Annotated in this window: 22 protein-coding genes, 1 tRNA gene and 1 pseudogene; 13 read left to right on the top strand and 11 right to left on the bottom strand. The window is 69.7% G+C overall.

The features are described 5' to 3' along the window. The first annotated feature begins 50 nt into the window (after nucleotides 1-50). The 3 genes from ABTY98_RS16350 (at nucleotide 51) to ABTY98_RS16340 (ending at nucleotide 3,962) form a co-directional block, all read left to right on the top strand. Nucleotides 51-1,487 (top strand): carboxylesterase family protein, encoded by a 1,437-nt coding sequence (locus ABTY98_RS16350; RefSeq protein WP_352221568.1) that lies wholly within the window; start codon nucleotides 51-53, stop codon nucleotides 1,485-1,487. A 58-nt stretch (nucleotides 1,488-1,545) separates the two neighbouring features. Further along, on the top strand, nucleotides 1,546-2,568 hold the full coding sequence (locus ABTY98_RS16345; protein ID WP_352221567.1) for an alcohol dehydrogenase catalytic domain-containing protein: 1,023 nt from the start codon (nucleotides 1,546-1,548) through the stop codon (nucleotides 2,566-2,568). A gap of 155 nt (nucleotides 2,569-2,723) precedes the next feature. After that, entirely contained in the window at nucleotides 2,724-3,962 is a 1,239-nt protein-coding gene (locus ABTY98_RS16340; RefSeq protein WP_352221566.1) for an alpha/beta hydrolase fold domain-containing protein, read from the top strand. Nucleotides 3,963-4,094: 132 nt separating this feature from the next. Here ABTY98_RS16340 and ABTY98_RS16335 read toward each other — a convergent pair whose 3' ends face one another. After that, on the bottom strand, nucleotides 4,095-4,688 hold the full coding sequence (locus ABTY98_RS16335) for a TetR/AcrR family transcriptional regulator (RefSeq protein WP_352221565.1): 594 nt from the start codon (nucleotides 4,686-4,688) through the stop codon (nucleotides 4,095-4,097). Nucleotides 4,689-4,786: 98 nt separating this feature from the next. Here ABTY98_RS16335 and ABTY98_RS16330 point away from each other — a divergent pair, with 98 nt between their 5' ends. After that, complete coding sequence (locus ABTY98_RS16330) at nucleotides 4,787-5,764, top strand: aldo/keto reductase (protein WP_352221564.1); 978 nt, start codon at nucleotides 4,787-4,789, stop codon at nucleotides 5,762-5,764. Nucleotides 5,765-5,859: 95 nt separating this feature from the next. Here the strand turns inward: ABTY98_RS16330 and ABTY98_RS16325 are convergent, their stop codons facing one another. Beyond that, entirely contained in the window at nucleotides 5,860-6,690 is an 831-nt protein-coding gene (locus ABTY98_RS16325; protein WP_352221563.1) for a helix-turn-helix domain-containing protein, read from the bottom strand. Nucleotides 6,691-6,924: 234 nt separating this feature from the next. Between ABTY98_RS16325 and ABTY98_RS16320 the strand changes: the two genes are divergently transcribed. The 4 genes and pseudogenes from ABTY98_RS16320 (at nucleotide 6,925) to ABTY98_RS16305 (ending at nucleotide 11,497) form a co-directional block, all read left to right on the top strand. Further along, on the top strand, nucleotides 6,925-7,320 hold the full coding sequence (locus ABTY98_RS16320) for an MmcQ/YjbR family DNA-binding protein (RefSeq protein ID WP_352221562.1): 396 nt from the start codon (nucleotides 6,925-6,927) through the stop codon (nucleotides 7,318-7,320). Continuing rightward, the gene (locus ABTY98_RS16315) at nucleotides 7,317-7,673 is read left to right on the top strand and encodes an MmcQ/YjbR family DNA-binding protein (RefSeq protein ID WP_352221561.1); all 357 of its coding nucleotides are present in this window, start codon (nucleotides 7,317-7,319) and stop codon (nucleotides 7,671-7,673) included. The genes ABTY98_RS16320 and ABTY98_RS16315 overlap by 4 nt, the downstream gene beginning before the upstream one ends. A 389-nt stretch (nucleotides 7,674-8,062) precedes the next feature. Next, nucleotides 8,063-8,224, top strand: a pseudogene (locus tag ABTY98_RS16310) (IS630 family transposase); the annotation flags it as partial. A 186-nt stretch (nucleotides 8,225-8,410) separates the two neighbouring features. Beyond that, a complete protein-coding gene (locus ABTY98_RS16305) occupies nucleotides 8,411-11,497 on the top strand; it encodes an FG-GAP-like repeat-containing protein (RefSeq protein ID WP_352221560.1) in 3,087 nt (1,028 codons plus the stop codon). A 218-nt stretch (nucleotides 11,498-11,715) separates the two neighbouring features. Here the strand turns inward: ABTY98_RS16305 and ABTY98_RS16300 are convergent. After that, nucleotides 11,716-11,789: transfer RNA gene (locus ABTY98_RS16300), tRNA-Gly, on the bottom strand. Between the two features lie 282 nt (nucleotides 11,790-12,071). Between ABTY98_RS16300 and ABTY98_RS16295 the strand changes: the two genes are divergently transcribed. From ABTY98_RS16295 to ABTY98_RS16285, 3 genes are all read left to right on the top strand, one after another. After that, complete coding sequence (locus ABTY98_RS16295) at nucleotides 12,072-12,236, top strand: hypothetical protein (protein WP_352221559.1); 165 nt, start codon at nucleotides 12,072-12,074, stop codon at nucleotides 12,234-12,236. Between the two features lie 99 nt (nucleotides 12,237-12,335). Continuing rightward, nucleotides 12,336-12,911 (top strand): dCTP deaminase, encoded by a 576-nt coding sequence (gene dcd / locus ABTY98_RS16290; protein WP_352221558.1) that lies wholly within the window; start codon nucleotides 12,336-12,338, stop codon nucleotides 12,909-12,911. A gap of 10 nt (nucleotides 12,912-12,921) precedes the next feature. After that, nucleotides 12,922-13,422, top strand: coding sequence for a phosphoribosyltransferase (locus ABTY98_RS16285; protein ID WP_352221557.1), 501 nt, complete (start codon nucleotides 12,922-12,924; stop codon nucleotides 13,420-13,422). A gap of 67 nt (nucleotides 13,423-13,489) precedes the next feature. Here the strand turns inward: ABTY98_RS16285 and ABTY98_RS16280 are convergent, their stop codons facing one another. The 5 genes from ABTY98_RS16280 to ABTY98_RS16260 all read right to left on the bottom strand — a co-directional run bounded on the left by ABTY98_RS16280 (nucleotide 13,490) and on the right by ABTY98_RS16260 (nucleotide 18,522). Beyond that, entirely contained in the window at nucleotides 13,490-14,524 is a 1,035-nt protein-coding gene (locus tag ABTY98_RS16280; protein WP_502994237.1) for a Yip1 family protein, read from the bottom strand. A gap of 43 nt (nucleotides 14,525-14,567) precedes the next feature. Next, nucleotides 14,568-15,995, bottom strand: a complete 1,428-nt coding sequence (locus ABTY98_RS16275) for an FG-GAP-like repeat-containing protein (RefSeq protein ID WP_352221555.1) — start codon at nucleotides 15,993-15,995, stop codon at nucleotides 14,568-14,570. A 2-nt stretch (nucleotides 15,996-15,997) separates the two neighbouring features. Then, nucleotides 15,998-16,276 carry a hypothetical protein gene (locus ABTY98_RS16270; RefSeq protein ID WP_352221554.1) on the bottom strand — a complete coding sequence of 93 codons (279 nt, stop codon included), beginning with the start codon at nucleotides 16,274-16,276 and terminating at the stop codon, nucleotides 15,998-16,000. Between the two features lie 57 nt (nucleotides 16,277-16,333). Then, nucleotides 16,334-17,815, bottom strand: coding sequence for an FG-GAP and VCBS repeat-containing protein (locus ABTY98_RS16265; RefSeq protein WP_352221553.1), 1,482 nt, complete (start codon nucleotides 17,813-17,815; stop codon nucleotides 16,334-16,336). Nucleotides 17,816-18,030: 215 nt separating this feature from the next. Next, on the bottom strand, nucleotides 18,031-18,522 hold the full coding sequence (locus ABTY98_RS16260) for a Type 1 glutamine amidotransferase-like domain-containing protein (protein WP_352221552.1): 492 nt from the start codon (nucleotides 18,520-18,522) through the stop codon (nucleotides 18,031-18,033). 421 nt (nucleotides 18,523-18,943) lie between these two features. On the opposite strand from ABTY98_RS16260, the gene ABTY98_RS16255 reads away from it, so the two are divergent. After that, nucleotides 18,944-19,273, top strand: coding sequence for an antibiotic biosynthesis monooxygenase family protein (locus ABTY98_RS16255; protein WP_352221551.1), 330 nt, complete (start codon nucleotides 18,944-18,946; stop codon nucleotides 19,271-19,273). A gap of 626 nt (nucleotides 19,274-19,899) precedes the next feature. Here the strand turns inward: ABTY98_RS16255 and ABTY98_RS16250 are convergent. Then, complete coding sequence (locus ABTY98_RS16250; RefSeq protein ID WP_352221550.1) at nucleotides 19,900-20,796, bottom strand: COG4705 family protein; 897 nt, start codon at nucleotides 20,794-20,796, stop codon at nucleotides 19,900-19,902. Between the two features lie 414 nt (nucleotides 20,797-21,210). On the opposite strand from ABTY98_RS16250, the gene ABTY98_RS16245 reads away from it, so the two are divergent. After that, on the top strand, nucleotides 21,211-21,336 hold the full coding sequence (locus tag ABTY98_RS16245; protein WP_352221549.1) for a hypothetical protein: 126 nt from the start codon (nucleotides 21,211-21,213) through the stop codon (nucleotides 21,334-21,336). Nucleotides 21,337-21,444: 108 nt separating this feature from the next. Here ABTY98_RS16245 and ABTY98_RS16240 read toward each other — a convergent pair whose 3' ends face one another. Together ABTY98_RS16240 and sigJ are read right to left on the bottom strand one after the other, a co-directional pair. Next, complete coding sequence (locus ABTY98_RS16240) at nucleotides 21,445-22,644, bottom strand: NAD(P)/FAD-dependent oxidoreductase (protein ID WP_352221548.1); 1,200 nt, start codon at nucleotides 22,642-22,644, stop codon at nucleotides 21,445-21,447. A gap of 141 nt (nucleotides 22,645-22,785) precedes the next feature. After that, nucleotides 22,786-23,730, bottom strand: a complete 945-nt coding sequence (gene sigJ, locus ABTY98_RS16235; protein ID WP_352221547.1) for an RNA polymerase sigma factor SigJ — start codon at nucleotides 23,728-23,730, stop codon at nucleotides 22,786-22,788. Between the last annotated feature and the right edge of the window lie 156 nt (nucleotides 23,731-23,886).

Here is a 23,886-nt window from a genome sequence, read left to right as displayed (position 1 = left end):
CCGACACGCCGCGCGACATACCCGGACCGCGCCGGAAGGAATCTCACGCCATGACCGCCACCGCGTCCAAGGCCCCGACTGCACCAGGGGTGCGGTCCTGGTGGGGAATCCCGTTCGCCATCGCCGAGCGTTACCGCCGCCCCGTGCTCGCGGACTTCGATCCGGACCGCCCCTACGACCGCAAGGGCGTCGCCTCCGTCCAGCCCGACGCCGGCGACTGGCTCGAAGCGGACAGCGGGATGGGCGAGGACTGCCTGAACCTGAACGTGTGGGCTCCCAGCCGGCCGGCCGGGAAGGCGCTTCCGGTGGCCGTGTACGTCCACGGCGGCGGATTCGAGTACGGCGCGAACACGCAGATCACCTCCAACGCCGCCGGTCTCGCCGCGTCGGGGCGCGTGGTGAGCGTGTCGGTCAACTACCGGCTCGGCGCACTGGGCGCGCTCTCGCTGTCGCAGTACGGCGGGCGACTCGCCGAGGCCAGCAACCTCGGCCTGCAGGACGTCATCGCCGCGCTTGCCTGGGTCAGGCAGAACATCGCCTCCTTCGGCGGCGACCCCGACGACGTCACCGTCTTCGGCCACAGCGCCGGCGCCTATTCCACTCTCGGGCTGCTCGGGGCCTCCTCCGCGGACGGCCTCTACCGGCGACTGGCCGGGTTCTCCGGCGCGCCCTCGCGTCTCGTCCCGGCCTGGTGGGCCGAGGAGCTCGCGGAGCGGTTCGTCACCGAACTCGGTGTCGCGGGCAACCCCGACAAGCTGATCGATCTCGACACGGCCTCCCTGGTGGCCGCCCTGCGCAAGGTCTGCCCGACGGATCTCGGAGTCCGTGGCGGGATGGACAACCAGAGCCTCGGCGTCGTCCTGGACGCCGAACAGCCCGGCTCGGTGCTGCACGCCCACCCCCTGGACGTCCTCGCCTCGGGCTCGCACCGGGACATCGACGTACTCCTGAGCACGGCCAGTGACGAGATGGGCTGGTGGGTGGCGAACGACCTCGACCGGTTCGACCCGCACACCGTCGACCGCGTCACCGACGAATTCGCGGGGTGGCGCATTCCCCGCTCCCGCGCCAAGAAGATCGTCGATAGCTACGACCAGGGCGGCCGCACCCCTGCCGAGGTCCGCGCCGCGTCCCTGACGGACTACATTTTCACGCTCCCCGCCGCTCGCGGTGCTCTGGCCCACGCCGCCGCGGGCGGCAACGCCCATCTCCTCATGATCGGGCCCGCCGAGGGTGCGCCCGCCGTGCACGGCACCGAGATGTACGCCCTGGTCGGCCGGGAACGGCCGGGCCGCAGCCCTGAACAGGCCGAGCGTGACACGCGTATCCGCGACCTCGTGCTCGACTTCGTCACCGGCGAGCAGACCCGTCTGTGGCCCGCCGTCACGGACCGGCCCACCTCGGGAAGTGTCGGCAACCCTCCCTACGAGCCCAGCGCGCGCTACCAGGCGGTCCTCGACCTGTTCGAGAACATCGCCCGCCCCTGACGGTCACCGGGCGATCCGCAACAGGGCACCAGCGGGCGAACCGAGTAAGGAACTCGATATGAGCCAACCGACAGCAGCCGGCGACGCCACACCCGCGACGATGCGGGCCGTCGTCGTCACCCGTCCCGGCGGCCTGGACGCACTGGAGATCAAGGAAATCCACGTCCCCGTGCGCAAGCCCGGCTGGGTGCGGATCAAGGTGAAGGCGTTCGGCGTCAACGAGTCCGAGGTCACCACCCGCAAGGGCGAGTCGGATGCGGTGGTCACCTACCCGCGTGTTCCCGGCATCGAGAGTGTCGGCGTGGTCGATGAGGCAGACGAGGACAGCGGGCTGCGGCCGGGACAGCAGGTGGCCACGATGATGGGCGGCATGGGCCGCTCGTACGACGGCGCGTACGCCCAGTACGTGAACGTCCCCGCACGGCAGGTCATCCCGTTCGAGACCGGCCTGCCGTGGGAGGTCGTCGGTGCACTGCCGGAAATGTTCCAGACCGCCTACGGATCGCTGACCACCGGCCTGGACCTCGAGGCCGGGCAGACGCTGCTGATCCGCGGCGGCACCTCGACGGTCGGGCTGAGCGCGGCCACGATCGCGAAGGACCTCGGAGCCACCGTGCTGTCCACCACCCGCAGCCCGGAGAGGGCCGGGGACCTGCGGGCCGCGGGCGTCGACCATCCCCTCGTCGACAGCGGCACCATCGCCGCCCAGGTGCGCGAGCTGGCGCCGGACGGTGTCGACGCCGTACTGGAGCTGGTGGGCTGCTCTGTCCTCGCCGACACCCTCCGCACCGTCCGCCGGCACGGCACCGTCTGCTTCACCGGAGCCCTGGCCGGCCAGTGGACGATCCCCGACTTCACCCCGTTCATGATCCCCAACGGGGTGCGGCTGACCTCCTACGGCGGTCAGGCCACCGACCTCCCGGCCCACGTCTTCGCCCACCAGCTCCAGGCCATCACCGAAGGACGCCTCAAAGTCCCGGTCGCGAAGGTCTACCACGGCCTGGAACAGGTCCGTGACGCCCAGGCCGACGTCGAGTCCGGCACCCCGCCGGGCAAGCACGTCGTCGTCCTGGACGACTGAGACCCGGGCAACGAGAAACAACAACCAACCACCCCCGATGCACGACGGCCGACAACGACCGGCCACAGCATCCGTAAGAGAAACCGGCAGAGAAACCGGCAGAGGAACCGAATACGGGCGTCGACAAGGCGGAGATCAGCAAGACCATCCTGGAGTTGGAGAAGTCCTTCAACGAACGGTGGAGCATCGGCGACAACCGCGGCTACCTCGACAACTGCGCCGAGGAGGTCGGCTACTTCGACCCGATCCTCAAGGAACTGATCGTGGGACGCGACAAGGCCATCGCACACATCGACTCGATCTACTCGAACCCGCACATCGTCCGCAGTGAGTGCCTCAACCCGGCGGTGAGCGTCGCCGCTCCCCGTCGTTTCCGAAGGAGGGAACAGATGACAGACCAGACAGCGGCAGACTTTTTCGGTGCCTTGACCACCCGGCCCCCGTTGGACCCGGAGCTCGCGCCCGTCGAGAAGGCGCTGGGCGCTGCTTTTCCACCCGTGTCGGACGAGACCCTCCCAGAGATCCGACGGCAGGTGACCGAGGGGCTCCCCGGGGTGGAACCGGAGGATCTGACGGCGGACGGCAGGGTGCGGGTGGAGGAGCGCCAGGTACCCGGGCCGGAAGGCGCGCCGGACATCACTCTGCTGATTCTCAGCCCCGTCGAGGACCGAGGCCCCAAGGGGGGCATCGTCCACATCCACGGTGGCGGGATGATCATGGGGGACCGCCGGGCGCACGTGAGCCATCTCCTCCCCCATGTGATCGATGGGAGTGCGGTCGTCGTGTCGGTCGAGTACCGACTGGCGCCGGAGCACCCCGACCCCGCTCCGGTCGAGGACTGCTACGCGGGGCTGGTGTGGACGGTGAAGAACGCGGCCGAGTTCGGTATCGACCCCGAGCGGCTCCTGATCACCGGAATCAGTGCCGGCGGCGGCCTCGCGGCGGGGACCGCGCTGCTCGCCCGCGACCGCGCCTTTCCCAGGCTCAGCCACCAGGTTCTGATCTGCCCCATGCTCGACGACCGCTTCGAGACGCACAGCAGTCGCATGGTGGACCGCGGAGGCGTATGGGACCGCCACAGCAACCTGTACGGGTGGACCTCCCTACTGGGCGAGCGGCGCGGCGGCCCGGACGTGTCGCAGTACGCCGCGCCGGCCCGCGCCGAGGACCTCAGCCGACTGCCGCGCACCTACATCGACACCGGCTCGGCGGAGGGGTTCCGCGACGAGATCCTGATCTACGCCGGCCGCCTGTCCGAGGCGGGCGTGAGCGTCGATTTCCACATGTGGGCCGGAGGCTTCCACGGGTTCGACATGACGGCGGGTCATGCGGCTGTGTCGCGCGCCTCCAGCGCGACCCGCGAGGAGTTCATCCGGCGGGCTCTTGATGCTTGATCGCCGGGCTTCGAGGAGGCGGCACCGTCACCCGCTGTTCGATATTCCCGAGATGCGACAGTGCTGGGTCACTCGCCCGAGCCTCCCGGGCACCAATGAAGCGAGGCGCCGCTTCGAGGGCTCGGGGCGCGGTCAGTTCTTCGTAGTCGCGGGAAACAGGCGCTCTACGGCCGCGACGATGGCAGCTCGGCGCGCCGCCAGGAACGTGGCGCGATCCTCGTCGTGCGGGGGCAGCAGGTCAGGCTGTGCAGCCCAGGCGGTGGCGATCTGGTGGACGAAGACCAGGATGTCGACCGGGTCCCAGCCGGCGTTCAGCTGGCCGGCTTCCTGGGCGTCGCGAAGTTGCTCGATCTTGCCGGTCACCGATTCCCGGAAGGTGTCGTGCGGGAGGGAGTCGCCGGCGTTGAGCTCCAATTGTCCCCAGCTCATGAGCCGGAAGCGGTCGGGGTGTTGGGTGAAGTAGTCATGGAGGCGGCCGGCGTAACGGGGCAGGTCGGTGGGGTCCATGCGGGTCGCTTCGGTCACGGCCGCCAGCTCCTGCGCGGAGACGAACCGGTAGAGGGCCACCTTGCTGGAGAAGTAGGCGTAGACGCGTTCCTTGCTGGTCCTGGCGGCCTTGGCGATCCGGTCGATCCGCGCCCCGGCGATCCCGTGCTGGGAGAACTCGGCCTTGGCGGCACTCACGATGCGGTCGCGGACCGAGTCTGCGCGGATTGAGGCACTCATGCTGCCACGCTACCCGACCAAACCGTTTGGTTTGCTGCTGGGTGATGGTCGGAGTAGCCTTAAAACCGAACTGTTTGGTTTGATATGAGGGGATCCACATGCAACACAGGACACTCGGCACCCAGGGCCTGACCGTCTCGGCGATCGGCTACGGCTCGATGGGCCTGACCATGGGGTACGGCCCCGGTGACGAGGAGGCGGGCATTGCCGCCATCCGCCGCGCCCACGATCTGGGCGTCACCTTCTTCGACACCGCCGAGCTCTACGGCTGGGGCACGGGCAACAACGAGGTTCTGCTCGGCAAGGGGGTAAGGGACTTCCGCGACGAGGTCGTGCTGGCCACCAAGTTCGGTTTTGCGCAGACCGAGCAGGGCCTGGGCCTCAACAGCCGCCCGGACAACATCCGCAAGGTCACCGACAACAGCCTGCGCTACCTGGGCGTCGACCAGATCGACGTCCTCTATCAGCACCGCGTGGACCCGGACGTGCCGATCGAGGACGTCGCGGGCACCGTCAAGGAACTGATCGACGCGGGCAAGGTCAAGTACTTCGGCCTCAGCGAGGCCGGCCCTCAGACCATCCGCAAGGCGCACGCCGTCCAGCCGGTCTCGGTCCTGCAGACCGAGTACTCGCTCTTCGAGCGCGACGTCGAGCAGCTCTTCCCGGTCCTCCAGGAGCTCGGCATCGGCTTCGTCCCCTATTCGCCCCTCGGCCGCGGCTTCATCACCGGTACCGCGAAGCCCGCGGGACAGTACGACGCCACCGACATGCGCAACACCGACCCGCGCTGGCAGCCCGGCAACTTCGAGAAGAACGTCGAAGCCGTGGACCGACTCGGCGACCTGGCCGCGACCAAGGGCATCACCGTCTCCCAGCTGGCCCTGGCCTGGCTGCTCGCCCAGGGCGAGCACATCGTCCCGATCCCGGGCACCCGGAGCGCAGCCCGCATGGAGGAAAACGCCCACGCCGCCGACGTCACCCTCACCGAGGCCGATCTCGCCGCGATCCACGAGATCCTCCCGACCGGCGGATTCGGCGCCCGCTACGCCGAAGAGCATGCCCCCAACTGGGTCTGACCCAGCCCGGGCGGGCCTCCGAATCGATCGGAAGCCTCGCAGCATGAGCGCCCGTTGCCCGGACGGTCAGGGGTCCGCGGGCCGCCGCACTCCGCTCACGGGTGGGTCGTGGTGTCGCGGGCCGCGTAGGCGGCCGGGGTGAGGCCGGTGCGGTCGCGGAAGAAGCGGCCGAAGTTCGCGGGATCGGTGAAGCCGAGGTGGACGGCCACGGTCCGGGCGTCCCACCGGGCACCTCCCAGCAGGCGCCGGGCTTCGAGGAGGCGCCGCTCGTCGATGAGCTCGCGCACCCCCTTGCCGGTGGCTTCCCGTGCGGCGCGGCTGAGAGTGCGGACTGAGCACCCGAGCAGCTCGGCGTAGTCCGCGGCTTGGTGCAGTTCGCGGAAGTGCAGCTCCAGGGCGTCCAGGAAGCGTCCGTACCTGTCGCCACGACCGGTGCCGGCCGTGGCCGTTCCGACGGGGGTGATGCCCGGGGAGTTGGCCAGGCGCAGCAGCAGGGATTCGAGCAGGCTGCGGCGCAGGGCGTGGTGGACGTCGAGGGGGCGGCGCCCGAGGGCCCTGTGTTCGTCCAGGAGTTGGAGTGCCGTCTGCTGGAGCCAGGCGGCGTCGTCGGGGTGCGGGCTCAGCACGGCAGGGGCCTCGTGCGCGGTGAGCGGGGCCAGGAGACGGGCGAGGTCGGGCCGCAGCACGTCCGGTTCGAACAGGATGAACGGGCCGCGGGCCGCGCCGGGTGGATGCCAGCACTGCGCGTGCCCGGGACGCACCCACAGCCACTGGCCGGGGGCGACGGTCCGCGTGACGTAGTCGACGTCATGCCGCAACTCGCCCTCGGTGACCGCAATGAGGTAGTGGAAGGTGGCGCGGCCAGGACGGGGCGGGTTCCACGGCCAGTCGTCGTGCTGGGCGAAGAAGTCCTCGACGGTACTCACCTCAAGGCCGTAGGGAGTACCGACCGGGGGCTGGAAACCGTACAGCGGAACCGCGGCAGGTCCGGCCTGTCCGCCCCGCCTGGGGTGTCGCTTGTCGACCATCACGTGTCCGCAGCCTACCGCCCTTCTTGTCGGCTTCGAGGGAAGGATGGGACGTGCCGCCGCGACTGCGCGGCGCGTCCTCCGCGCCCTTCGATGCCGCAGTCCTACACCGCCCGAGGAGGCCCACGGCCCATGAACGGATCGACCCTGCAGAAGACCGCCGCCGACTGCGCGGAGGAACTCCCCGGAGCCCACCTGGAGCACCCCTTCGGCCCCGACTGGGAGGTCTTCAAGGTGCGCGGCAAGGTGTTCATGCTGATGACCGAGGTCCCGGGGCGTCCCGTGGTAATCCTCAAGGCGGACCCCGGCGAGGCCCACGCTCTGCGGGAGCAGTACAGCCACATCACCCCCGGCTACCACATGAACAAGAAGCACTGGATCACACTGGAGAGCGGTGAAGGCGTCGACAAGAAGCTGGTCGAGGAACTCGTCACCGACTCCTACCGACTCGTCGTCGCCCACCTGCCCAAGGCCGAGCAGCCCGTCGACCCGCACATCTACGGCACCGGCAAGCGGGCGGCCCGGTGAGCGCGGCCGGTGACCGGCTCCAGGACACCGCTCGCCAGGCGGCCCTGGACCTCCCCGACGTCAGCCACGGATACCCCTTCACCCCCGGACTCGACGTGTACAAGGTCGCGGGGAAAGTGTTCCTGATCGTCACCGACGACCCGGACGAGCAGATCGTCACGGTCAAATGCGAACCCGAACACGCCCGCGCTCAAGTACGCGGCTACGCCTCGATCACACCAGGCCGCTATCTCGACAAACGGCACTGGATCTCCCTGGGGCCAGGACCCGGCATCACCGAGCGACTGGTCACCGACGCGGTCGAGGGTTCCTACGACCTGGTCGTCGAGCGGCTGCCGCGGCCAGCTCCTTGAGCACGTCGGGCGCGACGCCGGCGTGCAGCCCTCGAACCGCCAGCAGCTCCTTCCTGGGCAGTTGCGGCAAGGGCCGGTGAATAGTCGGTGGGTTCCGGCAGCGTACGCATGCGCGTCACCTCACTCACTTGACGTCTCCATGATCAACAGATCCCGCCGTTGATCCCCTTCATAGGAGGCCTGTTGCCGGGCGATGCGTTGCCCCGGGGGTTGCACCAAGGCACCGCTGTGCCAGGCGAGTTGACGCGCCGTTACGGGATAGCGGAGGAACCGGGGCAGGCCGGGCCCATTGCACCGGCTGCCGGCAGCGGTTGGACGTGCGGTGACGTCCGATCCGACCGCTGGAGCGGTTGCCTGCCACCCACCACCGCACCCACGGAGTGCGCTACCACCACACGGTGCAGACCCGGGCCCTGCACACCCACCTGCGCCGGCGTAACGCCAACGTCCGCCACCGCGACGCCCTGGCCGGCGAACGCAAGGAACGCGCCCGCATACGAAGCGAGAAAGACATCCGTTGGGGCGGACGCCCTCTCAAAACCGCACCCTGACCCCAACTCGGCGAACCCCTCTTTCCCCGTTACTCCTGATGGGCCTGGGCCTGCTGCTACTCTCGTGCCGCTGTGCGTGGGGGGCAGCTCGGGGGCTTGACATTTTCGCAGCACCGTCGACGTGCGCCTGATCGGCCGCCGCCGTTCCGTCACGGCTTTTTCTGTTGAGAGGCCCAGGAGGCGACGATGGCCCGTCGTACCACTGTCCATACCACCGCCCGAGGCGTCGTCGCCGCGTTGGCAGTCCTCACCGTGACCGTCGGTCCCGGCCCGCTCGCCGTCACCGCCGACGCGGACAACGCTGCCGGCAGCACCGGCCTCGCGGCGGAGAAGGTCTTCCAGGCGGACCGCTACATACCGCGCCGGGACCGGATCTACAGCGCCGGCCCCAGTGGCTATCTGCATGCCCAGGAAGGGCGTTCCGGCTACCTGTGGACGTCGTACGACACCGGTACGACGACCGAGCTGGGCGACCTGGCCCGGCTCGAACTCCCCGCGTACCTGGGGTCGTCGTCCGACGTCGTGACCGATGTCGTCTCGCCCACCCAGAAGGTCGTCCTCAGGGACCTGTCCGCCGGCACCACCACGGACGTCGCCATCACCCACGGCACATACTGGGCCACCTTCGGCACCCATGTGCTGACCCAGGCCCGGGACGCCGACGGCAACCGCGTGCTGTGGCTGTACGGCGGCGGCGCGCCCGCCGAGGGCACCCTCATCGAGGGATGGCCGACCGGAATCACGGCCACCTTCAACGTGCTGGGCGGCGACAGCGGCACCGCCGTCATCGGCTATGCGCTGGGCAACGGCGAGCGGCACCTGGCGCTGGTGGACCTGGCCACCGCGAGAGTCACCGGTGATGTGGCCGTGTCCCTCGCTCCGACGGCCGTCGCGCTGAGCGCGGACCGGCTGGTCTGGTACCGGTCCGACAGCACGGTGGCACACGTCCTGGACCGCGCCGACCTCTCCGCCGCCGAGACGACGGTGACGCTGCCCGGAACGGAGGGCACCCCGTCCGTGGGCATCGCCGGACGCTGGCTGGTGGTGGCCCGTTCCGTACCGTCGGACCCGCACAACCTGGCCGACGAGTCCGGCGAGCCGCTCATGGCCGTCCCCCTCACGGGCGGTGACCCGCTCACCCTGCTCCGGCACGCGAACAGTTCCCTCGCCACGGCACCGGACGGCAGTCTGCTGGCCGTGGGAGGCACGGACGCCGGGCACTGGGCGGTACGCAGGGTCACCGACACGGGAGCGGACACCCCGACGCTGACGGAGCTGACCGCCGTACCGCCGGCGGCCGCGACGATCAGCCGGCTGTCGCTGCAGAACGGCACCCTGGCCACCGACGAGGCCAACAGCAGCTTCATGGGCGCCTACTACACCCGGCGGATCGCCGCCGACGGAACGCCGATCGCGCCGACCTGGCGGAAGTGGGACGGTCTCGGGGTGGGCCCGTACGCCACCGGGGACGGCCGCGCGGTGACCTTCACCGCCGACGCCGACCCCGTCGGCTCGTACCTCCAGTCCCTCGACAAGAACGACGATGCCGGCTTCTTCTATCTGCCCTCGGCCTCCGGAACCCTCCTCGACGTCACCGGCCGCTACGCGATCGTCAACGGTTCCTCCCCCGCCAAGCAGTACGTCGGCGACCTCGGCGTCTACACCGACGTGCAGCCCGTTCTCACCCGCTCCGTCACTGCCGCCTCCGTCTGGGGGACCAGCCTGTGGACGCCGGGTTCCGGCACCGGTGTCGTCACCGCGAAGGACCTGAAGACCGGCAAGACCACCGACACCGTCAGCACCGGCGCACCTTGCGTCCCCAAGGAACTCCAGGCGGTGGGCCGTTGGATCTACTGGTCCTGCGGCCCGACCGCGACGGCCGGCGTCTGGGACCGTACGGCGAAGAAGAACATCCCCGTCCCGTCCGGGCAGGCGCTGCTCGGCGACGGTTACCTCGTCCGGCACGACACCTCGGCCGGGGCGCTCCTCCTCACCGCCTTCGCCGACGGCACCGCGACCACCCACAAGATCGGCGACCTGGCGGCGGGCACCTCCGGTCTGCGCGGGGTGACCTGGACCGTGGACAAGTTCGGCGGTCCCGCGGCCTACGTCGACGCGGACAAGCGGATCCATCTCGTGCCCAGCGGGGTCGCCACCGGGCGGCTCGCCGTCGTCGAGTCCGAGGCGACCGACAACGCGGGGGAGAGCAGCGCGGTCGCCGGCCCCTGGTGGCAGTGGCGCGGACTGCTCTCCAAGGCCGCCGCCTCCTGGACGGCCACGCTCACCAGCAAGGCCACCGGCGCCGTGGTCCGTACGTTCTCCGGCGGAGAGGTGGACGGCACCCTGACCACACGGTGGGACACGCGCGACGCCAAGGGCGCGCTCGTCCCCAACGGTACGTACACCTTCAGGCTGACGGCCCCGCCCGCCGACGGTTCCGGACCGGCGCTGACGGTGTCCCAGACGGTGAAGGTGTCCGACGGAACCGCGGTACGCCACGACTTCACCAACAGCGGCACCTGGGCGCCGGACGGGACCGGCGACGCCCTGACCCTCAGCTCGTCCGGCGTCATCAGCTACCGGCCGGGCAACGCGACGGGCGCCTTCGGTAAGAGCATGCCGGCCTCGGGCTGGCCCTCCTCCGTGACACTGGTCCCGTTCGGCGACCTCAACGGCGACCGCCGCAACGACATCCTCGTCCGGTTCAGCAGTGGTGAACTGCGGGTGTACCGGACCATGCGCGGGCAGGCCTTCCTCACGAGCACCCCGCACACCTCGCTCGGCAAGGGCTGGAACCCGTACAACGTGCTGACCTCGCCCGGGGACGTCAGCGGCGACGGCCGCCCGGACCTCATCGCCCGCAACTCCTCCACGGGAGCCGTCTACCTCTACAAGGGGACGAGTTCCGGGAAGCTCTCGGCTCGCGTGAAGCTCTACGACAACTGGAAGACGTACAAGAAGATCGTGGGCGTCGGCGACCTCGACGGCGACGGCGTCGGGGACCTGATCGCCCAGGACAAGTCCAACAACCTGTACCGGTATTCCGGCACGGGCAAGGGCACCTTCAAGGCGCGCGTGAAGCTGTTCTCAGCCTGGGGAGGTTCCTACAACGCCATCGTCGGCGTCGGCGACATCACCGGCGACGGCAAGACGGACATCATCTCCCGCGACACCTCCGGCAACCTGTGGCGCAACAGCGGGAACGGTAAGGGGTCGTTCGGCCCCCGCACGAAGATCGCCTCGGGGTGGCAGGCGTACAAGGGCGTGTTCTGACGGCCCGGCGCAGCGCCCGCGGGCCCGGCGGATCTTCGATTCGACGCCGCCGGGCCGCTGAAGACGCGGAACTCGCGGCGTATCAGGCCCGCTGTGTGGCATCCGCCAAGCCCTCGTGCCCCCCGCGTGCCCATTGCACGCGTGCTCGGTAGTCCGGAAGCGGGTGGAGAATCCTCGCCAATGCATAAACCCCAGGCCGCTGACCTGGGGTTTCATTGTGGAGCGGGTGACGAGAATCGAACTCGCGCTCTCAGCTTGGGAAGCTGATGTTCTACCATTAAACTACACCCGCGTAAGACGCCGACCGGGTCGGTGTCCGAACGCCCGCTCACTGTACCTCATCGTGGACCGCCGGCGCTCAGACCGTGGGGTTCGCGTGCGTTTCAGGGGTGGGTCAGGGGTGGGATCCGGGTGCGGGCGGCCGGAGTTGGGGCGTACGGTGGAGACGTGGGAGAGGGGCCGGGTGAGCCGGAGTGCCGCCTGGAGAGCCGTCTCTTTGATCCCGTAATGTGGCTTTCCGTCGTCACGGCAGTAAGCCCGACGCGGCTCCTGGGGAAGGGACTTAAGGGACTTGATGGAACGCACCGTCGTCCGCTGTGCCGAAGGGCACGTGTTCAGCACCGCTTCGTTCCCGATGCAGCAGGCCGAGCGGCTCGGCCCCGGACGGCTCGTCCGGTGTCCCAAGTGCGCCCGGCTGCGCAGCGTCGTACCGGTCGCACTCGAGAAGCAGCGGCAGTAGCGGGAAGCAGTACCGGGCAGAGCAGACAGACAGCAGTACCAGGGGCGCGTGGACTGTCACGATTGTCGTGGGTCCGCGCGCCTTGCGTATCCTCGGGACGTGCTTCTCTCAGACAAGGACATCCGGGCCGAGATCGACGCCGGGCGGGTACGGATCGATCCCTACGACGAATCCATGGTGCAGCCGTCGAGCATCGATGTGCGGCTGGACCGCTTCTTCCGGGTGTTCGAGAACCACCGGTACCCGCACATCGACCCCTCCGTCGAGCAGCCGGACCTGACCCGGCTGGTGGAGCCGGAAGGCGACGAGCCGTTCATCCTCCACCCCGGGGAGTTCGTTCTCGCGTCGACGTACGAGGTCATCTCGCTGCCCGACGACCTCGCATCGCGGCTGGAGGGGAAGTCCTCGCTCGGGCGGCTCGGGCTGGTCACGCACTCCACCGCCGGGTTCATCGACCCGGGATTCAGCGGGCACGTCACCCTTGAGCTGTCCAATCTCGCGACCCTCCCCATCAAACTGTGGCCGGGCATGAAGATCGGGCAGCTGTGCATGTTCCGGCTCACCTCCCCCACCGAGCACCCCTACGGCAGTGAGCGCTACGGCTCCCGTTACCAGGGGCAACGCGGGCCCACCGCCTCCCGCTCCTACCTCAACTTCCATCGGACGCAGGTGTGAGGGACCGGCCATGAGCAGTGACGTACGGGAGAACCTCACCTACGAGCGGTTCGGCGTCGCCGTGCGCGAGCTCGCGCAGACCATCGTCGACGACGGCTTCGAACCCGACATAGTGCTGAGCATCGCCCGCGGTGGTGTGTTCGTCGCCGGCGGTCTCGCCTACGCCCTCGACTGCAAGAACCTGCATCTGGTCAACGTCGAGTTCTACACGGGCGTGGGAACCACCCTCGAGATGCCGGTCATGCTCGCGCCCGTCCCCAATGTCATCGACTTCAGCGACAAGAAGGTGCTGATCACCGACGACGTCGCGGACACCGGCAAGACGCTGAAGCTCGTCCGCGACTTCTGCCTCGACACGGTCGCCGAGGTCCGGTCCGCGGTGATCTATGAGAAGTCCCACTCCCTCGTGAAGTGCGAGTACGTGTGGAAGCGGACCGATGACTGGATCAACTTCCCGTGGAGTGTCGAACGGCCTGTGGTGAAGCGGGCCGGGCAGGTTCTCGACGCCTGACATCCCGAAGCACACGAGAAGGGCCCCCGGCTGCCGTGCCGGGGGCCCTTCTCGTACGCGCGTGGGGCTACAACGTGCCCAGCTTCACGATCGACAGCAGTGCGATCAGCTGGATCGCCGACGCGCCCAGGGCCTTCGGCCAGGGCAGGTCGTGGGACTTGCCGACCATCAGGGTGAGGAGGGCGCCGGCCGCGATCCAGGTCGCCCAGCCGAGGATCTGGACGAAGCCCGCGTCACCGCCGAAGAACATGGCGAAGAGGAGGCGGGGGGCGTCGGTGATCGACATGATCAGCATCGACAGGCCGACCGTCGGCTGCCAGGCGCCGTCGCCGCCCAGCTGGCGGGCCAGGGTGTGGGTCACCACGCCGAGCACGAAGGAGGAGAGCACCATCGCGATCGCCGTCGTCAGGACGATCGGGACGGCGTTGGTGAGGGTGGCGTTTATCGCGTCCGCGCGGGCGCCGTCGAAGCCGAAGACCGCGAGCAGGCCGTAGAGGAAGGTCACGATGAGGGCGGGGCCCCACATCGTGTAGTCCCGCATCTGGAGGAACGTCTGGTTCGGGGAGAGGACGATCCCCTTCAGCAGGTCCTTCCAGTGCAGGCGCGGGCCGATCGGGCCGGACGGCGCGGCCGAGCCGGCGTGGTAGGTCGCGCCCCGGGTGTAGCCGTCGGCCTCGTCGACCGAGAAGGCCTGGGTGTGGCCCGGGTTGTTCGCCGCGTACGGGTCGGGAGTGCCGGCGCCCTGGCCGCCGTGACCGCCGTACCCGTTGTCGTCGCCGAAGTACTCCGGGCCGTCGCCGCCGGATTGCCCCGGTCCCGGGTAGCCGCCACGGCTCTGCGGCCGGCCGCCGCCCCCGTTGTGCGGGTACGGCTGCGGGGCCGACGGGTATCCGTACGACGGCCCCGCCGGCTGCCCGCCGAAGCTCTGGGGCGGCGCCTGCTGCCCGTACGCGGGTTGTTGCGGTCGCGTTTGCGGGGCACGGGCGTCCCGGCCACCGCGTCCGATCCTGAATCCAGCCACGTCATCGAACGTACCCGGTCCGGGAGAACCGTGGGGCGGGCTCAGCCACCCGAGCCCGCCTTTGCCGCAGAGCTGTGACATCCCCTAAGGGACGCCTAAGGGACGCCCCGCACGGGTCCGGGCGTCACTGGCCCATGGTGAACCCCAGCTGCGGCGCCCCCGCCGCCGACACCCCCGCCGACGTCGGTCCGAAGCTCACCGCACCCGTCGTCGTCAGGCCCGAGACGGAGCCGCGCAGGCTCCACACCGCGCCGTCCGAGCCGTTCTCGCCGCGCGCGCCGACCGCCAGATCGGCCTTGCCGTCGCCGTTGACGTCGGCCAGCCGGACCGCGGAGCCGAAGAAGTCGTTGTTCTCGTCGGTGCCGGGGACGCCCGGTGTGTTCTCGGTGTACCGCGTGGCGCCCGCGCCCGTCAGACCGGCCGCGGAGCCGCGCAGCAGCGTGACCGTGCCGGTCCGCCGGGCCGCGCCGATCGTCTCGTAGGACGCCCCGACCGCCACATCGGCGTACCCGTCGCCGTCGACGTCATCGACGGAGAGCGAGTCGCCGAAACCGCCGTCCGAGGGACCGCTCCCCGGGACGCCGGGAGTGTTCTCGGTGATCATCGCCTGGGGTGTGCCGCTCACGCCGTCCGCGCCGCCGAGGTAGGAGCCGACCGCGAAGCCGTCGTGAATGGGGTCGGCGCCGCCGTTGAGGGACACCAGGAGGTCGTCGTATCCGTCGCCGTTCACATCGCCCACGGCCACCAGGTACCGGCTGCCGGTGTTCAGCACCCGCTGCAGCTCGGGCCCGGGGGATCCGCCCAGGTAGACGAGGTTCCCCTGAATCGTCGGCGAGTTGTCCGCCTGGTAGGTGCCGCTGATCACCAGGTCGTCGACGCCGTCGCCATTGATGTCGCCGGAGGCCATGGACTCGGCACCCTCGCCGTCAGTGGTCCTCAGGTCGGTGGCCAGCCAGGTGCGGGACGCGGCGCCGCGGGTCTTGGTGAAACCGCCCTCGAAGATCTGTATGTCCGAACCGATGCTGCCTACGGCCAGGTCGGCCCGGCCGTCGCCGGTGAAGTCGCCGACCGCCAGGGACAGGCCGAAGCTGTAGTGGTTCCCAGGGTCCGGGTCGGGGACGGTGCTGCCGCCGGCCAGACCCTTCTTGCCGCCCCAGACGATCACCGCCGCACCGCCGTGGGCGTCGTCGCCGTGGCGCTCGGCGCTGACGACCAGGTCGGCGTACCCGTCCCGGTTGAGGTCGCCGAAGGCGAGCGCCGAGCCGAACCTGCCGTCCGTCTGCGCCACGCCCGGAACGGCCGGCGAGTTCTGGGTGACGACCGTACGGCTGGACGCCTTGATGCCGGACTTGGAGCCGTAGGTGACGACCACGGCACCGGCGCGCGCCTGGCCGCCGACCGTGGCGCCCGGCGCCGCGGTGACGAGGTCGCGGTAGCCGTCGCCGTTGAAGTCGTCCGCGTACTTGGCGGGCGCGGCGGAGGCGGGGCCGGCCAGCGGGACGAGGCCCGCGGTCAGGAGGGCGGCGAGGGTCGCCGCCGTACGTATGCGCATGATCAGCCGTCCAGTATGTCGCCGAAGTGGGCCTTGCCCGACGGGCCGCCCAGGGTGGTGCCGGTGAATGTCCTGGAGCCGTCGGCCGTGATGCCGGAAGCCGTGGACCTGAAGAGCCGGACGGCACCGACGCCGCCGTCCTCGTTCCGTGCGGAGGCCGTCAGCTCCGCACGGCCGTCGCCGTGCACGTCGGTGAGGCGGACGGCCGAGCCGCGGGGGCGGGCCCCCGGTCCGTCGTATAGAGACCGGGCCCGCCCGACTGCCGTGCGGGAAGGGGGCACTTGGCGCTCAGATCGGTCAGATCCGCCAGATCAGTCAGACCGGTCAGATCGGTCAGATCAGTCGGCGAAGACGGCGCCGAGCTGCGGGGTGCCGGTCGTCGACACGCCCAGCTTGCTCGCGGCGAGGGCACGGGAACCGGTCGTGGTGATCTTCGAGCCGTTGGACGGCAGGTAGGTGACCGCGCCGTCGGCGCCGTTCTCGTACGAGCCGATGACCAGGTCCGCCCTGCCGTCGCCGGTGACGTCGTCGAGCTTGACGTCGGCGCCGAAGAGGTCGTTCTTCTCGTCGTCGCCGGGGACGCCGGCCGTGCTCTGCGCGAAGGACTGGGCGCCGGAGGTGATGTTGATCCCGGTCTTGGAGCCGTAGAAGACGGTGACCTGGCCGGTGTTGGCGTTCTTGCCGATGTCCTCGCTCGGGGTGGAGACGACCAGGTCGGCGTAGCCGTCGCCGTTGATGTCGCCGAGGTCGAGGTCCCAGCCGAAGCCGTCGCCCTTCTCGGAGGTGCCGGGGACGTTCGCGGAGTTCTGGTTGAACATGGTGGCCTTGGCCGGGCCGGAGGCGGAGCCGTAGGTGACGGCCACCCGGCCGCCGTTGGCGGAGTCCGGGACGGCGGTGCCGTCGTCGGTGGTGGTGTCCCAGGAGGCACCGCTGACGATGTCGCCGAAGCCGTCGCCGTTGATGTCGCCGACACCGGTGACGATGCCGTTCTTCAGCGCCTTGGCGCCGGTCGCGGTCAGGCCCCTGGAGGTGCCCGGCAGCCAGTAGTTGGTGTTCCAGTGCCGCGAGGTCTTCGTCTCGTAGCCGTCGACGATCAGGTCGGTGCGGCCGTCGCCGTTGACATCACCGGCGGTCAGGTTCATCGGGCCGTACGGCGAGGAGTCGCTGCCCGGCTCGACCGGCGGCTTGACGGTGTAACGGCCGCCGGGCGTGCCGTTGCTCGCGATTCCGCCCTTGAACACCCACAGGGTGGCCGCCGAGCTGCCGACGGCCAGATCGGCCTTGCCGTCCCCGTCGAAGTCACCGGCGGCGAGGTTCAGCCCCCAGTAGTCGTGGCTGCTCGGGGAGGGGTCCTTGAGGTCCACGCCCTTGCCGGTGAGACCGCTCTTGGAGCCCCACAGGAGGGTGACGGTACCGCCGTTGGTGTCGCTGCCGACCTTCTCGTACGGCGAGGAGACGGCGAGGTCGTCGTAGCCGTCGGCGTTGAAGTCGGCGTACGCCAGCTCGTAGCCGAAGGCGTCGCCGGCCTCGGCGGTGCCGGGGACGCCGGCGCTGTTCTGGCTGAGGGTGGTGCGCTTGGCGGTGGTGACGCCGGAGGCGGAGCCGTAGAGGGCGACGACCTGCCCGGCGTTCTTGTGGCCGCTGACGTAGGCGGTGGCCGCGGAGGTGGCGATGTCGCCGATACCGTCGCCGTTGAAGTCGGCGCGCGCGACCTTGAAGGAGTCCGCGGCCGTGGCCGAGGCCGCCGAGAACGTGAGCAGACCGCCCGTCAGCGCGGCAGCGGTGGCCGTCGCGAGGGCGAGTCGCGGGAACGTGTGCATGCGGGTTGTCTCCTGCGGCATGCGGGGGCCGTCCGCACCCGGCGGACGGCCGGAGTCAATGGTGTCCGGCGATCAGGAGACCCGCGTCAAGAGGTAAGGGTTGTACGTGGGTTCGATGAATTTCCTTGAGGCTGCTGTGACATGAGCGAACACCCCAGGGATGAACCCATGGGCGCAGCCAAGATCGACGTACAGGACGGGAAGGTCGTCGGCGTTCATTGTGCCGGGTTGAGCTGCTTCCAGTGCCCCTCGGAGACGACCTCCACGCCGCCGTCGGTCACCTTGACGGCGGTCTGTGCGTCGATGGCGTACGCCGGACCCTGAATCCCGGCGGCCCACCGTTCCGCCTCGGCCATGGTGTTCTCCGGACAGTCCGGGCTGTCGAGGTGCGGGAAGATGGAGAAGTCGACGACTCCCAGTGCGCTGTCGTCACCGGTGGGCGGCTTCCAGCCGACGAAATCCTCCCCGATACGCGGAGTCAGCACCATGCTCCCGGCACTGAGCCCCACGTAGACCGTGTCGCGCAGCGACGGGAAGAGGTCGGCCAGGCCGGACTCCCGCATCCAGTGGCACAGGTACAGCGCGTCACCGCCGTTCACCAGCAGGGCGTCTGCCTCTCGGACCCAGGAGACCCAGCGTTCCTTGTCGATGCTGGGCAGCGCGGTGAGCTCCAGCACGCCCACCGACTTCCACCCCAACTCGGTCATGGGGCTGGGGGACCGTCCGCTGATGAAACGCCATGGCCCGCCCGGTTCCCCGTACTTGCCCCCCGTACCCCGCGGTCGGGATGCAGAGGGCGCCGGCCTCGGCGATCGGTTTGCCCAGGAGATCGACCAGCGCCGCCAGCATGCTTGCGTTCCTGACACCGGAGTCGGTAAGGAGAAGCTTCATCACGCCCCCGCGCTGATTGCATAGTGAAATTAATTGAGCGACGCCAACACAACCGAGTTGCGAAGTAGTTTCACAGTTCGATGGCTGACGTGGGAGACCCGGTGCGCCGGTCGGCAGGCCCGATCAACCTGGCGGTCGAGGTGCTGCTGTGGCGAAAGGATGACGAGGTCACCGTCGAGGAAGCGGGCTGGCTAGTCGCTCACGCCCTCCTGATCACCCTTGCGGCAGGATGGGCTCATGAGCGTAGTCAAGATCAACGTACTGACCGTGCCGGCCGAGCAGCGGGAGACGCTGGAGAAGCGGTTCGCCTCCCGGGCCCACGCCGTGGAGAGCTCCGACGGATTCGAGTGGTTCGAACTTCTCCGTCCGGTCGAAGGGACCGACAGCTACCTCGTCTACACGCGGTGGCGCGACGAGGAGTCCTTCCAGGCTTGGATGGAGGGGCCCATGAAGGCTGCGCACCAGGGTGGCGGTGAGGAGGGCGGCGAGAAGCCGAAGCCGGCCGCTACGGGTTCGACTCTGTGGTCCTTCGAGGTCGTCCAGCAGGCTGCACCCAAGAACTCCTAAGTGATGTGAGCCCTCCGCTGGGGCGCGATGGGACACGGCAGGGTCCGCACCGGCATCCCGTCCGCGACGACCTGCATCACCGGACCGTCGAGCCGGAGCGTCACGCGTTGCCCGGCCAGCGGAACACCCCCGGTGATCTGCTGTCCGGCAAGGCCCACCACCCCGGAGCCATTCACCGTGCGGGCCACCTCGATCGGGCATCGGGCCACGCGAGCAGGTCGTACTCCGTCGGGGACAAGTAGGTGTTAGTGATCGGGCCCTGAACAGCGCCGGGACGAGAGACCGGCACTTTCTGAGTGAGTTTGCGTTCGCAGCGGCCGTCTGAGAAATCTGCGCGTCGCAGCCGCAGACGTGTTCCCACCAGATACCGGTCAGTGATCACACGGGTGACCGTTACCGTCGACAGAGTCGGCGGTCCGGCCAGCAGGAGCCGTCTCTCACGCTCAACGCGTGCGTATTTTCCCGGGCAAGGCGACTGACCTTGAACCCCACCGGCCTTGTCCATCATGAGCACAGCTTCCCAGCTGCTTCTCCCTGCGTGGCCACATCAAGATCACAGACCCCCCGCGCCATCGGGGACGAGGTCTCCTTTGATCCCGAGTACCGCTCCGGGGCCCGGTTGAGGGTCAGCCTGCCCACTCGCTGACCCGCTCGGGCTTGGCTTGTGCGGCGAGAGCCTTGCGCTCGCGTCGGTGGGCGTAGGCCATCATGCCGAGGAGAACCGCGAGGAGGACGGCGGAAGATCCCAAGGTGCCGAGGTTCAGGCCGCCCTTGGCGACGGGTTTGGTGAGGAAGTCACCCGCGGTGGCGCCGAGAGGACGGGTGAGGACGAAGCCGATCCAGAACAGCACCACGTTCGGCACTGCGGGAACCTTCATCAGCACGACGAGCACCAGGAGCAGCCCGGTCACCAGGAGCGCGGCGCCGGCGTAGCCGAGGCCGGAACTGTCGGACAGAAAGTCACCCATGGAGGTGCCGAGCGTGTTGGACACAAGGATCGCTGACCAGAACAGGACCTCGCCACGGAAGGTGACGATGTCGCGGATCTGGAACGTCATCCCGCTCAGCTTCCAGACCAGGAAGATCGACAGGAGCATCGAGATGAGGATCGCGGCCCCGGTGGGGTAGCCCATCCCGAGCCCTTGCGGTCCCCACCCCAGGGAAGTCGCGCCCGACGACAGGTACTTGGCGCTGGCGTCGCGGTTCATGAAGTCGGACATCGTGGTCCCGGCCATGCTGGTCGACAGGATCACCGTCCAGTAGAAGAACGGGTTGTAGCGATTGGACCGCAGCTGGACCACCAAGGTGACCACGAAGATCCCGAACAGGGCGATCGTGGTGAGGAAGTAGCCCAGCTTCAACGTCTGCGCGAAGAGGTCGCCTGCCGTCTCCCCGAGAGTCGTCGCGGCGATCTTCATGATCCAGAACGCCAGGGTGACCTCAGGAAGTTTCTTCACCACAGATTTCGTCGTGCTCGCCACACGCGGTGCGGCGAAGTCGGTGGTGATCTCCGGTTCACCCATCTGCACGCTCCTGTTCGTCCGACGGCAGCGCGCCCACCCCGGCTTTCGGTCGAGCACTCCGTTGAACTGAGCTGCCCCCGACACGGGCGCTAACGTGACAAACGTGGCATATCGAACCTGAATCTGCCTGAATGCCTGCTGGCCGAGTCAGGCCGTGCCGGCGACGCCCTATGCGTCGTCCTCCGTCCGGAAGAGCGGGGTCAGCCTCCTCTGAACCGGCTTGCGCCGCCCGACTGCCGGGCTGACCAACACCGCCGTGAGTGTCTGCTCTGGCAGGGTGAGCCGCGCCCATTCCGTGCGAAGGTCGACCGGCTTACCGCGCGCGGCACTCTGTGATCACGGTGAGCGCGGTGAGCGGGGCGGTGAGCGGAACCGTCGCCAAGTGCCGGGAAGAACAGCAGGAGGCGACTGTCGGTGTCGACGACGCCCGCCGATGCCGGCTGCCGGGCGGCGGACAGCAACTCCGGCCAGGCCGGGCCCGGTCCCATGAAGTGGCCGTCGACCACGGCGAGGGTCTCCGCCACCGGCCAGGCCGGGTGATGGATCAGGTAGTCCACGCCGTATCCCGGTGTCCGCGGCACGTACGGATCATGGCACGGGCCTCCGGAGCGGCCGGCGAGTCTCGGCTTCCCCGGCGCCCGGGGCGGGTCAGGCCGGGGTGGTGGTCTTCTCCGGTGTCCCGGTCGGCTTCGCGACCGCGCGGCGGGTGCGGGTCGGTAGGCCGAGTGTCGGGTTGGCCACGGCCCAGGCCGCGCCCATGCAGACCAGTTCCTTGTAGAGGGCTGCGGTGCGTCCCGTCAGGGTCGCCCCTACGGCGCGGTCGTCCGCCGTGACGTACTGGATCAGGCCTTGCCCGCGGCCCAGCGAGATGCACTGGTTGAAGTAGCGGAGCGGGACCTTCGGGAGCTTTCCGCCGGTCAGGCGGGCCGCGATGGCGTCGGCTGCCTGCCACGCCATCGGGGCGCCGGTGGCGCACGACATCCGCAGCGGCTTGTCGCCGGGGCCCGTCGCCATCGCCGCGTCGCCGACGGCGTACACGTCCGGGTGCGAGACCGACCGCATGGTCCCGTCGACCACGATCCGGCCGGAGCCGGTGACCTCCAGCGTGGTGGCCCGCGCGAGGGGGTGGACGGTGAAGCCGGTGGTCCACACCGTGACCGCCGCGGGGATCGTCCCGCCTTCGGCGGTGGTGACCCGGTCGGCCGCCACGGCGGTGACGGCGGTGTGCTCGTGCGCGGTGATGCCGAGCCCGTCGACGACCTTCCGCAGGTGCCGGCGGCCCTTGGGCGAGAGCCAGTCGCCGAGGCCGCCGCGGGCGGCGAGGGCGACGGCGAGGTCCGGGCGGGCCTCGGCGATCTCGGTGACGGACTCCAGGCCGGTGAGCCCGCCGCCGACCACGAGCACCGGCTGTCCGGCCGTCAGGGCGGCGAGGCGCTCGCGCAGCCGGAGCGCCCCGGGGCGGCTCGCGATCTCATGGGCGTGCTCGGCGGTGCCGGGGACGCCCTGGTCGTTCCAGGCGCTGCCGAGGGCGTACACGAGGGTGTCGTACTGCAGCATCTCCTCGGCGCCGCCCGCTTCGACCGTGGTGACCGTCTTCCGGTCGGCGTCCACGGCGGTGACCCTCGCGAGCCTCAACTCCACGCCCGTGCCCGCGAACATCTCGGCGAGGGGCCGGCCCCTGAGGTCCTGGCCGGTCGCGAGCTGGTGCATCCGGACGCGTTCGACGAAGTCGGGTTCGGGGTTGACGAGGGTGATGGCGGCGTCTTCGCGGTGCAGCCGCCTGGCGAGACGGCCGGCGGCGATGGCTCCGGAGTATCCGGCTCCGAGGACGACGATGCGGTGCTGCATGTCCGTGCTCCTGTCAGCGGGCTCTGTCAGCGGGTCGCCCCTTGAACCGGACGGCCCACCGTTTCCTGACAGGAACGCGGAGTGAAACAGCTCACAGCTGCTCACAGCTGCTCACAGCAGCTCACCGCAGCTCACATGGAGTCAGAAGAGCCGGAGCAAGGGTTCGCCGTGGTCGGTCGCCGCCCACCGCCTGGTCGCGCGTTCGAGCTTGTCGGGGTTGACCTGGTTGCGGAACGCGGCGATGCCCTCGGGAGTGATCTCCAGGCACACGACGCCGAAGACCCGGCCGTCGACGACCGCCACCAGGGCGGGGCCGCCGTTGGCAGTCGTGGCGTGGAGCTCGACCGGGCCGCCGGCCAGGGCGCGCTGGGCCGGGCCCGGTTTGAACAGGCCCCGCATGAACGTCGCGACCGCGAGGGCGCCCTCGAACGCCTTGGCGCGGGCGGGCACCTTCCCGCCGCCGTCGCCGACCGCGACCGCGTCCTGGGTGAGCAGCCGGACCAGCGGCTCGGTCCGGCCGCTGGTGGCGGCCACGAGGAACTCCTCGATGATCCGCCGGGCGGCGGCCTCGTCGACCTCGGCGCGCGCCTTGCCGGCCGCGACATGCTTCTTGGCCCGGTGGAAGGTCTGCTGGCTGGCGGCCTCGGTGATGTCGAGGATGCGGGCGATCTCCCGGTGCGGGTAGTCGAAGGCCTCCCGCAGCACGTACACCGCGCGCTCGCCGGGTGTGAGCCGCTCCAGCAGGGTCAGGACGGCGTACGACACGGACTCGCGCCGTTCGGCGATGTCGGCAGGGCCGAGCATCGGGTCCCCGGCGAGCAGCGGCTCGGGGAGCCACTGGCCCACGTAGGTCTCGCGACGCGCGCGGGCCGAGGTGAGCTGGTTGAGGCACAGGTTGGTGAGGACCTTCGTCAGCCATGCCTCGGGGACCTCGATACGGCCGGTGTCGGCGGCCTGCCAGCGCAGATACGTCTCCTGAACGGCGTCCTCGGCCTCGCTCGCGGAACCGAGGAGGCGGTAGGCGAGGGCCGCCAGCCGGGGCCTGGCCGCCTCGAACCGGTCCACCTCGCTCATGGTCTGCGCCATGGCCCGGATCCTAGCCCGCACGGTGCACGGCGGTCGCGGCCCCGCCCGCCTCCGGCCGACGACCCGGGCCGCTAGGGCCTGTCTGGAGGTAGGCCGGAAGGAGATAGGCCGCGAAGGAGGTATATGCGTATTGTCGCGAATGCGTGGTACACGTCA

This window comes from Streptomyces sp. NPDC096040 (assembly GCF_040303265.1).
Taxonomy (GTDB): domain Bacteria; phylum Actinomycetota; class Actinomycetes; order Streptomycetales; family Streptomycetaceae; genus Streptomyces.
The sequence above is the reverse complement of the archived record's forward strand: the minus strand, read 5'-3'. Positions and strand labels throughout refer to the sequence as shown.